A 13,601-nucleotide genomic window follows, 5' to 3' on the forward strand; every position below is an offset into this window, starting at 1 on the left:
TTAAGCTGAAAATGAGTATCTTTGCACTCCGTTATAACGAGAGAACAAAGAATAACATCAACAAAGAACAAAAAACAAAATGACGAAAGCAGACATCATCAATGAGATAGCGACATCTACAGGCATCGCCAAGAAGGATGTTTCAGCTGTAGTTGAGTCTTTCATGGAGGCCATCAAAGGCAGCTTGCTGGAAAAGAAAGAGAACGTTTACCTGCGTGGTTTCGGCAGTTTCATCGTGAAGCACCGCGCCGAGAAGACCGCACGCAACATCTCCAAGAACACCACCATCACCATCCCGGCCCACAACTTCCCGAGTTTCAAGCCTGCGAAGACTTTCATCGAGGACATGAAGAAGTAATCACTTATAAATACAACAACAAATTAAAAACATTTTAAAGCTATGCCAAACGGAAAGAAGAAAAAGGGACACAAGATGGCTACGCACAAGCGTAAAAAGAGATTAAGAAAGAACAGGCACAAGAGCAAGTAAGCCCCACACAGGCCGAAAGCCCTTTCCACAGACTTTCTGAACATGACGGGGCGTGTCATCGCGACAGACTTCCCTTCCCTGGAAGTGCGACGACAGGTTCCGCTTTTTATTATCTGTAAGTATTGTCCGGCACGGTTTTCCATGAAACGGAAGGCAGCGGGAGGATAGTTATAACAAACGAAGAAGATGACAAGCGAAGTAATTATCGATGCCCAACCGAAAGAGATTTCGATTGCACTGCTCGAAGACAAGCGGCTGGTGGAATACCAGCGCGAGCCGAGAGAGGCCAGCTTCTCGGTTGGCAACATCTACGTGGCAAAGGTCAAGAAACTGATGCCGGGGCTGAACGCCTGCTTTGTAGATGTCGGTTATGAGCGTGACGCCTTTCTTCATTATCTCGACTTAGGAAGCCAGTTCAGCTCCTATGCAAAGTATCTGAAACAGGTCCAGAGCGACCGTAAACGGCTTTATCCCATTCAGAAGGCCAGCCGCCTTCCCGACCTGCAGAAGGACGGCACCGTCCAGAACACGCTGCAGGTGGGCCAGGAGGTGATGGTACAGATCGTAAAAGAACCCATTTCCACCAAGGGGCCGCGCCTCACGGGCGAAATATCCTTCGCCGGCAGGTTCCTGGTGCTGATTCCTTTCGGGCATAAAGTCAGCGTCTCATCGAAAATCAGAAGCGGAGAGGAGCGCGCGCGCCTCAAGCAGCTCATACAGAGCATTACCCCCAAGAACTTCGGAGTAATCGTCCGTACGGTGGCTGAAGGAAAGCGTGTCGCCGAACTCGATGCCGAAATGAAGGTGCTCATGAGTCGGTGGAACGAGGCCATCACGAAGGTGCAGAAGACACAGGAACGCCCCCAGCTCATTTTCGAGGAGACAGGACGTGCCGTCGCCATGCTGCGCGACCTCTTCAACCCGACCTACGAGAACATCTACGTCAACGACAACGAAATCTGCACCGCCGTCCGTCACTATGTCTCTCTAATAGCCCCTGAAAAGGCGGGCATCGTGAAGAAGTACAACGGCAAGGTGCCTATCTTCGACAACTTCGACGTGACGAAGCAGATCAAGTCCAGTTTCGGAAAGACCATCAACTACGGACACGGCTGCTACCTCATCATCGAACACACGGAAGCCATGCACGTCGTGGACGTGAACAGCGGGAACAGGACGAAGGAGAAAGCACAGGAACAGAACGCGCTCGACACCAATCTCGGCGCCGCCGACGAACTCGCCCGCCAGCTGCGGCTGCGCGACATGGGCGGAATCATCGTCGTCGACTTCATCGACATGAATCTGGCCGAAGACCGCCAGATGCTCTACGAACGAATGTGCAAGAACATGCAGAAGGACCGTGCCCGCCACAACATCCTTCCGCTGAGCAAGTTCGGACTGATGCAGATCACCCGGCAGCGTGTGCGCCCGGTAATGGACGTGGACGTAGACGAGGACTGCCCCACTTGTTTCGGCACGGGCAAGATCCGCTCGAGCATTCTCTTCACCGACCAGCTGGAACGGAAGATCGACCGGCTGGTGAACAAGGTCGGAGTAAAGAAGTTCTATCTGCACGTTCATCCCTATGTTGCCGCCTACATCAACAAAGGCTTTGTCTCCCTGAAACGAAAGTGGCAGATAAAGTACGGGATGGGGGTTCACATCATTCCTTCACAGAAACTTGCTTTCCTGCAGTATGAGTTCTATGATGCGAAACAGCAGTTCATCGACATGAAAGAACAGAATGACAGGTCCTGACACACGGAACTAAGTCGTTGGATAAAAATGAAAGGCCAACAAGACTACAGACGGCCCGCTGTCTCCATTGTGAGACGGCGGGCCGTTCCGGTTCATGCGGTCTGTACTCGGCTTCCGCCCCGTCCTCTCCCCAGGAAGCTGGCAGAGCCCCGGATCTGTACGGAAGTCCAAGGAGGCTGGATGCAGAGCAACATGGCTAAACAGGAGAATGGCAGACGACATGGAAATAAATTTACATTCCAAAGGGCTGCAAGTCCGTTTCCCACGGCCAGGACAACCGGCAGGAAAGAGGCGGAGGAATGCCAGCGGCGGAAAAGGGCCTTACTTCCTTTCCAACCGAGGCCCTGTTGCGTCCCAACCAAGGCCTACTTCGATGCCAGTTAACGCCTGTTTGCAAGGTTGTCAGGCACCTTTTCCGCCGGAGATGTATATACCTGTAAACCAGCCATCTGCAAACTTCTCTCCACGCTTCCCGCCCTGTACTCCCGATCTTCATCCGCCGCATGGGATCCACGAAACCCCAGAGATGTTTCCCATCCAGAAGGAGATAAAATATCAGTACAAAACACTTGAACGGAAAGCAGGGCCATACCCGGGCGGTACAAGCCGGAAGATCCCGACGGATGCGTGCAGAAGTCTGGGGAGGACAGTCGACTGCACCTTTTTCATGTGAAGTCCCCCGACCGGGAGAAGTCACAGGAATGGCCAGATGCGAAAGCGGTGCCGAGAGACCGTCCCAGAACTGGAACAGAAAGGACAGCAAGCCGTTTTCGGACAATTATAATTGATTATTATTCACCTGGAACGACAAAAACAGTTAACCTTGTTAAAAACATCCAGTTTAATTAACCTTTATATGTTAATGGATTAAGAAATTCTTATCTTTGCAGTCATGTAGGGAAAACAGGATGCCGCATGAGGATTGTTCCTGTACATACATGAAAGAAACAGGAGATAATGAAGAAGAAGACAATTTGGACAATAGCAGTGATCATGGGGCTCTCGTTCCTTGGCTTGCTTCTGCTCCAGCTCAACTACATCGAAGAGATGGCCGAGATGAAGAAGGAACAGTTTGACGAGTCGGTCAACCGCGCCCTCTATCAGGCATCCCGCAACATGGAGCTGAACGAGACCCTTCGTTATCTGGAAGACGATGTCAACAGGAAGGAACGGATGTCGCACACGGAGACGGCGACACCGGGCAACACCCCCACGGCAGCCCACCAGCCACCCGCCACCGACAACCAGGGAGAGCCCTACACGTCCTTCGAGGCGAAACTGCTCCAGTCGAAGCCTTCCCTGACCCCGAAAGCGATGATCCTGCGCAACGACAGCAGTTCGCTCTCGGCGACGAAACGCAATATGCAGGAGATTGTCCGCAACCGTTACGTCTACCAGAAGGCCATGCTGGAAGAGGTTATCTACAACATCCTCTATTCGGCATCGGACAAGCCGCTGCGCCAGCGCATCAACTTCAAGCTGCTGGATCAGGACCTGAAGGCGGAGATGATGAACAACGGCATCAACATCCCCTACCACTTCACGGTGACGACACAGGACGGACGCGAGGTCTACCGCTGTCCCGACTACGTCAGCGACGGCGAGGAGAACACCTACTCACAGGTGCTCTTCCGCAACGACCCGGTGAACAGGATGGGCGTGGTGAAGGTGCATTTCCCGGAAATGAACAACTACATCTTCTCCAGCGTGCGCTTCATGATTCCGTCCATCATCTTCACTTTCGTGCTGCTGGTGACGTTCATCTTCACGATCGTCATCATCTTCCGGCAGAAACGGTACAGCGAGATAAAGAACGACTTTATCAACAACATGACGCACGAACTGAAGACCCCGATCGCGAGCATCTCCCTGGCGGCCCAGATGATGAACGACAAGAGTCTTGCGAAGAGCCCGAAGATGATGGAACATCTGGGCAGTGTCATCAACGACGAGTCGAAACGGCTGCGCTTCCTCGTCGAGAAGGTTCTGCAGATGAGCATGTACGACCGCAAGAAAGCGGTGCTGAAGAAGAAGTACACTGACCTCAACGAGATGGTGGAGACCATCGCCAACTCGTTCAGCCTGCGCGTGGAGCATACGGGTGGAAAGGTCTACACTGACATCGAGGCGGTGGATTCGACAATGTACGTCGACGAGATGCACTTCCAGAACGTCATCTTCAATCTTCTGGACAATGCCGTCAAGTATGCCAGGCCCGACGAGCCGCTGAACGTCTACCTGAAGACCTGGAACACGAACGAGCACCTCTATCTCTCCGTGCGCGATACCGGACAGGGCATCAAGAAGGAGAACCTGAAGAAGATCTTCGACAAGTTCTACCGCGTGCATACCGGCAACCGCCACGACGTGAAAGGCTTCGGCCTCGGCCTGGCCTACGTGAAGAAGATGGTCGACCTGCACGACGGCGAGATCAAGGTGCTGAGCGAATACGGCAAGGGAACGAAGTTCATCATCAAGCTCCCGGTGATCCGCGATGAAGCATTCGAGGAATAAACAAGAATAAAAACCATTTAACACGTATAGATTATGGATGAGAATTTGAAAATCCTGTTGTGTGAAGACGATGAGAATCTCGGCACACTGTTGAGTGAATATCTGCAGGCGAAAGGCTATCAGGCCGACCTCTGCCCCGACGGTGAGGCGGGCTACAGGGCCTTTCTGAAGAACAAGTACGACATCTGCGTGCTGGATGTCATGATGCCGAAGAAGGACGGTTTTACCCTTGCACAGGAAATCCGCCAGGCAAACACGGAAGTTCCTATTATCTTCCTTACCGCAAAGCAGCTGAAGGAAGACATCCTGGAAGGATTCAAGATCGGTGCTGACGACTACATCACCAAGCCGTTCTCCATGGAGGAGCTCGTGTTCCGTATCGAGGCCATTCTCCGCCGTGTCAGGGGGAAGAAGACCAAGGAGTCTACCATGTACAAGATTGGCCGCTTCACGTTCGACACCCAGAAGCAGCTGCTCACACTGGACGGTGACCCGGCGAAGGCCACCAAGCTCACCACGAAGGAGAACGAACTCCTGGCCCTGCTCTGCGCCCATGCCAACGAAATTCTACAGCGTGACTATGCGCTGAAGACCATCTGGATCGACGACAACTACTTCAATGCACGCTCCATGGACGTCTACATCACCAAGCTGCGGAAGCATCTGAAACCGGACGATCAGATTGAAATCATCAACATACACGGCAAGGGCTACAAGCTCATCGTACCGGACGAGGAGTAAACGGTACCGGCCATCATACGGCCCTGCTGTATGGAAGATGCACACACGACAACGCCGTCCTTCCCCCCATGAGGGGCAGGACGGCGTTGTCTTTTTCCCGTTCCGGCGATTTAAAATCTTCTTTTCAAATGGTATTACAGCATTTTTTATTACTTTTGCACTGATGTTTGATTGATATCAGAACAAAGAATTATGATACACAAATTCGACTTCCTCGTTATCGGCGGCGGTATCGCAGGAATGAGCTATGCGCTGAGCGTGGCGAAAAGCGGCAAGGGAAAGGTCGCACTTGTATGCAAGACCTCCCTGGAAGAAGCCAACACGGCCAAGGCACAGGGAGGCGTGGCAGCCGTAACCAACCTTGCCGTAGACAATTTCGAGAAGCACATCAACGACACGATGGTCGCCGGCGACTACATTTCCGACCTGTCTGCCGTGAAGCATGTCGTATGCAACGCCCCTGATGCCATCAGGTCGCTCGTCGGATGGGGTGTGAACTTCGACAAGAACAAGGACGGCAACTACGACCTGCACCGGGAGGGCGGACACAGCGACTTCCGCATCCTCCACCATGCCGACGACACCGGTTTCGAGATACAGCGCGGACTGATGGAAGCCGTGAGGAACGACAGCAACATCACCGTGTTCGAAAACCATTACGCCGTGGAAATCATCACACAGCACCACCTCGGCGTACAGGTGACGCGCCGAACACCGGACATAGAATGCTACGGAGCATACATCCTCGACCCCGAGACCGGGAAAGTCGACACGTTCCTGAGCAAAGTCACGCTCATGGCGACAGGCGGTGTGGGAGCCGTCTATGCCATGACCTCCAATCCGGTGATCGCCACAGGAGACGGCATCGCAATGGTCTACCGGGCCAAGGGAACCGTGAAGGACATGGAGTTCGTACAGTTCCACCCCACCGTCCTCTACAATCCGGCGGAGACCCATCCGGCTTTCCTGATCACCGAGGCGATGCGCGGATACGGCGGCGTGCTACGCCTGCCGGACGGAAAGGAGTTCATGCAGAAGTATGACAAACGACTGTCATTGGCCCCGCGCGACATCGTGGCACGGGCCATCGACCACGAGATGAAGATTCACGGACTGAATCATGTCTGCCTCGACGTGACGCACAAGGATGCCGAAGAGACCAGGCGGCACTTCCCGCACATCTATGAGAAATGCCTGAGCATCGGCATCGACATCACCAGAGACTACATACCGGTCTGTCCCAGTGCCCACTATATGTGCGGCGGCATCAAGGTCGACCTGAATGCGGAAAGCTCCATCCACAGGCTCTACGCCGTAGGCGAATGTTCCTGCACGGGGCTGCACGGCGGGAACCGCCTGGCCAGCAATTCACTGATAGAAGCCGTCGTCTACGCCAAGTCGGCAGCCGAACATTCCCTCCAGGTGATAGACGGCTACGACTACAACACGAACATTCCCGAATGGAACGACGAGGGAACGATGACCAATGAAGAGCACGTTCTGATCACGCAGAGCGTCAAGGAAGTCGGCGAAATCATGAGCAACTACGTCGGCATCGTGCGCAGCGACCTGCGCCTGAAGCGTGCGTGGGACCGGCTGGACCTGCTGTATGAGGAGACGGAAGACCTCTTCAAACGGGTGAAGGCGACGAAGGACATCTGCGAACTGCGCAACATGATCAACGTCGGCTACCTGATAACCCGGCAGGCCATAGAGCGGAAGGAAAGCCGCGGACTGCACTATACCGTGGACTATCCGAAGCACGCCTACGACCGGAAACAGTAAGAACGGAAAACGGAAAGACCATACAGGACACGGGCCGCCGACACTTTCCCCCACCGGACAATTGCATTTCACGTGCATGACAACTGTACCTCGCACGCATTATAATTGAACTTTGCTTGCTTTATAATTGAATAAAATGACAGACAAGAAATGGCAGGAACAGGGCTTCATAGACGAGCCTATCCCTGAAAACACAGATATCAAAGCGGAAATACGCAGGATGTGCAAGGAAAAGAATGCCCTCATCATGGCACATTACTATACAGAGGGCGTCATCCAGGAGCTGGCCGACTTCGTGGGAGACAGCCTGGCGCTGGCACAGAAAGCGGCAGCGACCGACGCCGACATCATCGTCATGTGCGGTGTACATTTCATGGGCGAGACGAACAAGATACTCTGTCCGGAGAAGAAAATACTCGTCCCCGACCTGAATGCCTCCTGCTCGCTGGCGGAAAGCTGTCCGGCCGACGAGTTCGAGACGTTCGTTAAAGCGCATCCGGGCCATACGGTGGTAAGCTACGTCAACACGACGGCCGCCACCAAGGCATTGACCGATGTCGTGGTGACGAGCAGCAATGCACGCCAGATAGTGGAGTCCCTGCCGGAAGACACCCCCATCATCTTCGGTCCGGACCAGAACCTCGGCAATTACATCAACGGGCTTACCGGCCGGAAGATGGTACTGTGGAACGGAGCCTGCCATGTACACGAAAAGTTCTCGGTGGAGAAGATTCTCCAGCTGAAACGTGAGCACCCGGCGGCCAAGATACTGGCTCATCCCGAATGCAAGGGGCCTGTCATCAGCCTGGCCGACAAGGTGGGAAGCACGGCGGCCCTGCTGAAATACAGCATTACGGACGACGCACAGGAGTTCATCGTGGCTACGGAAAGCGGCATCCTGACCGAGATGCAGAAGTCGGCCCCACAGAAAACATTTATCCCCGCACCGCCCGACGACAGCACCTGCGCCTGCAACGAATGCAATTACATGAAGCTCATCACGCTGGAAAAACTGTACAACTGCCTGAAATACGAGTGGCCCTCCATCGAGGTAGAGCCCGAAGTGGCAGAGAAGGCGGTCAGACCCATCCAGAGAATGCTGGAGATTTCCAGACGCTTAGGTTTATAATTTCAAAATCGAATACATCATGCTATCTGTAGAAGAACTTAACGACAGACTCATCGAACTCGCTTTCAGCGAAGACATCGGCGACGGCGACCATACGACGCTCTGCTGCATACCTGCGGACGCCATGGGCGAGAGCCGGCTGCTGATCAAGGAGGAAGGCATACTGGCCGGAGTAGAAATTGCAAAAAAGGTGTTCCATCACTTCGACCCGGAACTGCAGGTGGAGGTCTACATGGAAGACGGTTCGCACGTGAAGCCCGGCGATATTGCCCTGAGCGTAAAGGGGCGCGAACGCAGCCTGCTGCAGACGGAACGCCTCATGCTCAACATCATGCAGCGCATGAGCGGCATTGCCACCATGACGCACAGATACCAGCAGGCATTGATCGATGCCGGTACGAAGACGCGCGTCCTCGACACCCGCAAGACGACACCGGGCATGAGGATGCTGGAGAAGGAAGCTGTAAAAATCGGCGGCGGGATGAACCACCGTATCGGGCTCTTTGACATGATTCTCCTGAAAGACAACCACATAGACTTCTGCGGAGGCATTCACAATGCCATCTCCCGGGCCAAGCAATATTGCGAGGAACACGGCAAGGAGGGGCTCAAGATCGAATGTGAGGTGCGGAACTTCAAGGAGCTGGAGGAGGCTCTGGCAGAGGGCTGCGACCGCATCATGTTCGACAACTTCACACCCGAGGACACACGCAAGGCGGTGGAGATGGTCGGCGGACGCTGCGAGACGGAGTCGAGCGGCGGCATCACCTTCGAGACGATGATTCCTTATGCGAAGGCCGGTGTCGACTTCATCTCCTTCGGTGCGCTTACCCACAGTGTCAAAGGACTTGACATGAGCCTGAAAGCCGCTTCCGGAGACAGATAATCATCTGGGAAACAGACCGGACTTACGGAATGGAAAAGACTGTCCCCACGGAAACCGAAATCTGTTTCCGTGGGGACAAATCGTTTCTGCAGGCAGCTGCACGGGACGTATTGTCCATGTCAGGGCATATCCTGAAACCGCTGCAATGAAAGATTCTATTGAGGTTTCTCTTCCTTGAACAGTTCCTGACAGGCCTTCCAGCCGAAGTGCCTGTAGAGCAGGTTGAGACGTGCCTCGCGTTTCTTGAAAGAAGAGAAGTCTTTTCTGGCGTTCTCTGTCCACCCTGTCTCAGCCATGGCTGCGGTACGCGGAAGAAGCTGGTAGAAAGCCAGATCGCACCCGAAGATATACTCCGTCCAAAGGTTTGCCTGTACACCTTTTATATGCTTCTTCAGCTCCGGAGCGGCATCATCCGGCACAGGATTATAGCCGTAGGTCGTCTCGACAGGCAGCAGACCGCCGATGAGTGTCAGCGCATCGTTCTTCGTCTGGTAATAATCCAGGTAATAGTAGCTGGTCGGCGACATGACGGCATCCAGTCCGCGCCGTGCGGCTTCCTGCCCTCCGGCGACACCGCGCCAGCTCATCACCGTCGTACCCTTATCGACATCCCCCTCGAGAATCTCGTCCCATCCGATGATGTTGCGTCCCTTCTCTGCCAGATGCTTTGCCACCCGGTTCATGAAGTAAGCCTGCAGCTGGGCCTCCGCAGGAAATCCGTTAGCGCCTTTCAGGCCGAGCCTCCGGATTTCCGCCTGACAGCGCGGACACGTCTTCCAGCGGTCGCGAGGAGCCTCATCGCCGCCGAGATGGATGTATTTCGACGGGAAGATTTCGAGCAGTTCGTCGAGGACATTGTACACGAACTCGTAGGTCTTGGGATTACCCGCACAGAGAATGTCGGGGAACACGCCCCACTTCTCCGCCACCTGGTAGGGACCGCCGGTACAGCCCAGCTCGGGATAGGCCGCCAGTGCGCCGAGCATATGCCCCGGCATATCAATCTCCGGAATCACGGTGATATAACGATCGGCAGCATATTTCACCACTTCCCGCATATCCTCCTTGGTGTAACAGCCGCCGTAAGGAGTGTCGTCGTAGAGTCCCGTCATGCGCCCGATGACTGTCTGCGCACGTTTCGAACCCACCTCGGCAAGCCTGGGGTAGCGATCGATCTGCACACGCCATCCCTGGTCCTCGGTGAGATGCCAGTGGAAGGTGTTGATGTTGTGGAGTGCCAGCATATCGATGAACTCCTTGATGAAGCTCACCTTGAAATAATGGCGGGCACAGTCGAGCATCGTACCCCTATAACTGAAGCGGGGATAATCGGCAATGCGGACAGCCGGAAAGTCGACCCTCTCCGTCTGCTCCAGCGGCAGCGACTTGCGCAGCGTCTGGATGCCGTAGAACACGCCGCGAGGCGTCTTGCCTTCCACCGTAATGCCCTTGGCCTTCACGGTGATGACATACCCCTCTTCGTTCTCAATCTTCGCATTGAGCTTCAGCGTAATGGCTGCGCCTCTCCTGTCCGTCCCGTCGGCTACGATTCCCGTAGCCTCCCGGATGTACTGTTTCAGAAATGCGGCATTGCGGAGCATCGCCCCGTCCGTTCCTGCAACGTTGACGGCGGTGCTTCTGTCCAGGACGAAGGCTTCGCCTTTCCCGGGCGTTATGCTTTGTGGCAAGGGTACTACCTGATAGTCGGCATCTGCGGCATGAAGCGAGAGACCCGCCATCATCATGGCTGCGGAAAATAAAATCTTCTTCATTCTTTTCTCTGCTGAATGACTGGTTTTAGGCTTTTATAAATTCGATTGGTATGAAACAGCGGCAAAGGTACAAAAAAGATGAGTATATCCAAGTATTTTGCAAAAAAAGAAAGGAAAAAGTTGAGGCCGGTTCCAAGACCATGTCAAAATAAATCAGAACCGGAATACAAACGGCCCTTACTTGCAGTGCTGACAAGGCTTAGTCGGGCTTCAACCAAGGCTTAGTAAGGGGCCAATAAGTGCTCTTTTGCAATGCTGTCAGGCCTCTTTTCAAACACTGTCTGTAACCATCTGGAATCCTGTCCGTTACAATTCTATTTAAAAGGGAGTACATATTCCACCACGCCCTGTATCCTTATAGATTATGTAAAGATATTTCAGAATCCGGAAAGTAAACCTCAAGAAAAGGACAGCTTTACCATGACGGGATAATGGTCGGAGATGTTGCGGCGTGACTTGCCGAGCCAGTAGCTGTTGGTGAAGATGGCGTAATGCTGAATGTCGAAATCGGAAGAGACGAAGACGTGGTCGATGCGGGCATTGCTGCGGCTGTCCTGCATAAAGTCGTTCCACGTACCGGTGGGTGCCATGCGCTGTCGGGCATGGGCATAGCAGTCGCGCAGGATGCCCGAACGGGAGAATATCCCGTAAATCTCGTCCGTCTGGTCAACGTTGAAGTCGCCCATCAGAATCGTCGGCTGCGACTTGGCGAGCTGCCCGATGCGTTGCAGGATGAGCCGTGTACTCTCCCGCCGTGCCACAGTGCCCACGTGGTCCATGTGGGTATTGAAGAAATAGAACTGCTTTCCCGTCGTCTTGTCCTCAAACTTCCCCCACGTACAGATACGGATGCAGGCAGCATCCCATCCCAGCGAAGGGCGGTCGGGTGTCTGCGAGAGCCAAAAGTTGCCGCTGTCGAGCAGTTTCAGCAGGTCTTTCCGATAGAAGATTGCCGCATATTCGCCCTCTTCCCTGCCGTCATCACGCCCCACACCGATGTAGGCATAGCCCTCCAGCCCCTGCAGGAGGTCATGCAGCTGCGTGGCAAGTACCTCCTGTGTGCCGAAGACGGCAGGCTGCTCGAAGTTGATGAAGTCGCATAGCTGCGGACAGCGTTGTGCCCACGCATTGCCCTCCTTCCGGTCATTCGGGTTGTCATATCGGATGTTATACGTGCCCACATAGAGCTGCTGGGCAGAGAGGCTGCAGGTAAGCAGCATTGCAAGGATGAGTGTTGTCAGTCTGTACATGATTCTGGGTTTTTATGTGCCGCAAAAGTACGCAATCTTTTTGTAACAGGCGAGTGTGACCGGCATGATTTGTCTGTACGCATAAGAAAAGCCGGTTTGCAGCCGCTTTCTGAAAATAATCTGTTATTTTCCTCTAAAGACAAAGAACTTTCTTTATCCAACTGGCTTGTAAATCACAGCTTTTATATAAATTTGCAGACAGCCGTCAGCCCGTAAAGGGCATACCTATGAAGCCTGGGCGGATGGCGGCTTCCCGATATGGAAACAAATGTGCCAGATGCCAAGGGTTCTTATGAGCCCATCTTTTCTTTTTTCCTCAAAATCAGTAAAAACGTATGACGATAAAGCGATTCTTCTATTTCATCATCTGTCTGAACTGCCTCGTAAGTCTCTGCTGGTTAGGGCTTCATTTCTTCCAGCCGGACAACGCTCTGCCCAACGCCACACTGGACACGGCTCTCTATCATGCCATGCTGTGGACGGCACCGTCGTGGGTTTATCTCTTCGGACGGCTTGTAGACTGGGTGGCAGTCTACAGCAAGGTGGGGGCGGTGCTGCTGGGTATCGCCCTGACAGGTGTCATGCTGCTGGCAGGCATCGCCTACATTTTCATTGCCGGCTTCTTTTCGCCGCGCGATGTACTGTATGAAGACGACGCACATATCGTCCTGAGCGGGGAACGCGGCTGCCGTCCGGCCGCCTTCGTCTGTGAGAAGCGGGGGCTGTCGGAACGGCAGCTGATAGATTTTCCCTTGCCTTATGAGGCCGGGGAGACGACCGAATGGAAGTTCTACGACAGACTGGGCATCGTTGTCGTCGGGGAGGTAAACGAAGGGCTGATGAGAGAGTCCGGGAATTCAAGATGCTACCAGTTCTATGTGACTGACACGACGGCCTACACACGGCATCAGGCTGAGGTGCGGCGGTTGCGCAAGACGTACCTGAAGAAAGAGGAGGCGTTACTTCGCCAGCGGACGCATAGACGACAACAGTGACTTCCCTCCTGTTCTTTTGAACATGACACGGGGATGCACAGACCGAGAGGGTAGCAGATAAAAAAAAACAGCCCTGTCGAAGCATGACTACGACAGGACCGTTCCTTATGAAGCACTTTCTCCATCCATAGCAACAGCTGCACCCACATGACAGCTGCATCCGCCCGGTCACATCTTGACAATTTTGACAAATCAGACAGAAGCGCTAAAAGAATCCTGACTGCCGGACAGCGTACGCTCTGGCGAGAAAACGTTAAAAGTATTTATAAACCTTGATTAGC

10 protein-coding genes are annotated in these 13,601 nt (G+C 53.8%); 8 read left to right on the forward strand and 2 right to left on the reverse strand.

Features of this window, described 5'->3' with window-relative positions; all coding sequences use genetic code 11:
* Positions 1-79: 79 nt before the first annotated feature.
* From DYH27_RS08985 to nadC, 7 genes are all read left to right on the forward strand, one after another.
* The gene (locus DYH27_RS08985; RefSeq protein ID WP_004353167.1) at positions 80-358 is read left to right on the forward strand and encodes an HU family DNA-binding protein; all 279 of its coding nucleotides are present in this window, start codon (positions 80-82) and stop codon (positions 356-358) included.
* A 318-nt stretch (positions 359-676) separates the two neighbouring features.
* Positions 677-2,248, forward strand: a complete 1,572-nt coding sequence (locus tag DYH27_RS08990) for an Rne/Rng family ribonuclease (protein WP_013670472.1) — start codon at positions 677-679, stop codon at positions 2,246-2,248.
* A 957-nt stretch (positions 2,249-3,205) separates the two neighbouring features.
* Complete coding sequence (locus DYH27_RS08995; RefSeq protein WP_004353127.1) at positions 3,206-4,762, forward strand: sensor histidine kinase; 1,557 nt, start codon at positions 3,206-3,208, stop codon at positions 4,760-4,762.
* A 33-nt stretch (positions 4,763-4,795) separates the two neighbouring features.
* Positions 4,796-5,503: a response regulator transcription factor RprY gene (rprY, locus tag DYH27_RS09000; RefSeq protein ID WP_004353013.1), complete on the forward strand. Its 708-nt coding sequence runs from the start codon at positions 4,796-4,798 to the stop codon at positions 5,501-5,503.
* Between the two features lie 192 nt (positions 5,504-5,695).
* Positions 5,696-7,288: an L-aspartate oxidase gene (gene nadB / locus DYH27_RS09005; RefSeq protein ID WP_025067702.1), complete on the forward strand. Its 1,593-nt coding sequence runs from the start codon at positions 5,696-5,698 to the stop codon at positions 7,286-7,288.
* A 136-nt stretch (positions 7,289-7,424) separates the two neighbouring features.
* Complete coding sequence (gene nadA, locus DYH27_RS09010; protein ID WP_025067703.1) at positions 7,425-8,417, forward strand: quinolinate synthase NadA; 993 nt, start codon at positions 7,425-7,427, stop codon at positions 8,415-8,417.
* A 19-nt stretch (positions 8,418-8,436) separates the two neighbouring features.
* On the forward strand, positions 8,437-9,303 hold the full coding sequence (gene nadC, locus DYH27_RS09015; protein ID WP_025067704.1) for a carboxylating nicotinate-nucleotide diphosphorylase: 867 nt from the start codon (positions 8,437-8,439) through the stop codon (positions 9,301-9,303).
* 155 nt (positions 9,304-9,458) lie between these two features.
* Here the strand turns inward: nadC and DYH27_RS09020 are convergent, their stop codons facing one another.
* Both DYH27_RS09020 and DYH27_RS09025 read right to left on the reverse strand, forming a co-directional pair.
* Positions 9,459-11,075 (reverse strand): beta-N-acetylhexosaminidase, encoded by a 1,617-nt coding sequence (locus DYH27_RS09020; RefSeq protein WP_025067705.1) that lies wholly within the window; start codon positions 11,073-11,075, stop codon positions 9,459-9,461.
* 398 nt (positions 11,076-11,473) lie between these two features.
* On the reverse strand, positions 11,474-12,325 hold the full coding sequence (locus DYH27_RS09025; protein WP_025067706.1) for an endonuclease/exonuclease/phosphatase family protein: 852 nt from the start codon (positions 12,323-12,325) through the stop codon (positions 11,474-11,476).
* Between the two features lie 335 nt (positions 12,326-12,660).
* Between DYH27_RS09025 and DYH27_RS09030 the strand changes: the two genes are divergently transcribed.
* Positions 12,661-13,320 carry a hypothetical protein gene (locus tag DYH27_RS09030; protein WP_025067707.1) on the forward strand — a complete coding sequence of 220 codons (660 nt, stop codon included), beginning with the start codon at positions 12,661-12,663 and terminating at the stop codon, positions 13,318-13,320.
* Positions 13,321-13,601 lie beyond the last annotated feature (281 nt).

The organism is Prevotella denticola (assembly GCF_900454835.1).
GTDB classification, from domain to species: Bacteria; Bacteroidota; Bacteroidia; order Bacteroidales; family Bacteroidaceae; genus Prevotella; species Prevotella denticola.

What these genes read in the sequence shown, in the direction of transcription:
- DYH27_RS08985 (WP_004353167.1), top strand. Translation starts at nt 80, where the DNA reads ATGACGAAAGCAGACATCATCAATGAGATAGCGACATCTACAGGCATC.
- DYH27_RS08990 (WP_013670472.1), top strand. Translation starts at nt 677, where the DNA reads ATGACAAGCGAAGTAATTATCGATGCCCAACCGAAAGAGATTTCGATT.
- DYH27_RS08995 (WP_004353127.1), top strand. Translation starts at nt 3,206, where the DNA reads ATGAAGAAGAAGACAATTTGGACAATAGCAGTGATCATGGGGCTCTCG.
- rprY (WP_004353013.1), top strand. Translation starts at nt 4,796, where the DNA reads ATGGATGAGAATTTGAAAATCCTGTTGTGTGAAGACGATGAGAATCTC.
- nadB (WP_025067702.1), top strand. Translation starts at nt 5,696, where the DNA reads ATGATACACAAATTCGACTTCCTCGTTATCGGCGGCGGTATCGCAGGA.
- nadA (WP_025067703.1), top strand. Translation starts at nt 7,425, where the DNA reads ATGACAGACAAGAAATGGCAGGAACAGGGCTTCATAGACGAGCCTATC.
- nadC (WP_025067704.1), top strand. Translation starts at nt 8,437, where the DNA reads ATGCTATCTGTAGAAGAACTTAACGACAGACTCATCGAACTCGCTTTC.
- DYH27_RS09020 (WP_025067705.1), bottom strand. Translation starts at nt 11,075, where the DNA reads ATGAAGAAGATTTTATTTTCCGCAGCCATGATGATGGCGGGTCTCTCG.
- DYH27_RS09025 (WP_025067706.1), bottom strand. Translation starts at nt 12,325, where the DNA reads ATGTACAGACTGACAACACTCATCCTTGCAATGCTGCTTACCTGCAGC.
- DYH27_RS09030 (WP_025067707.1), top strand. Translation starts at nt 12,661, where the DNA reads ATGACGATAAAGCGATTCTTCTATTTCATCATCTGTCTGAACTGCCTC.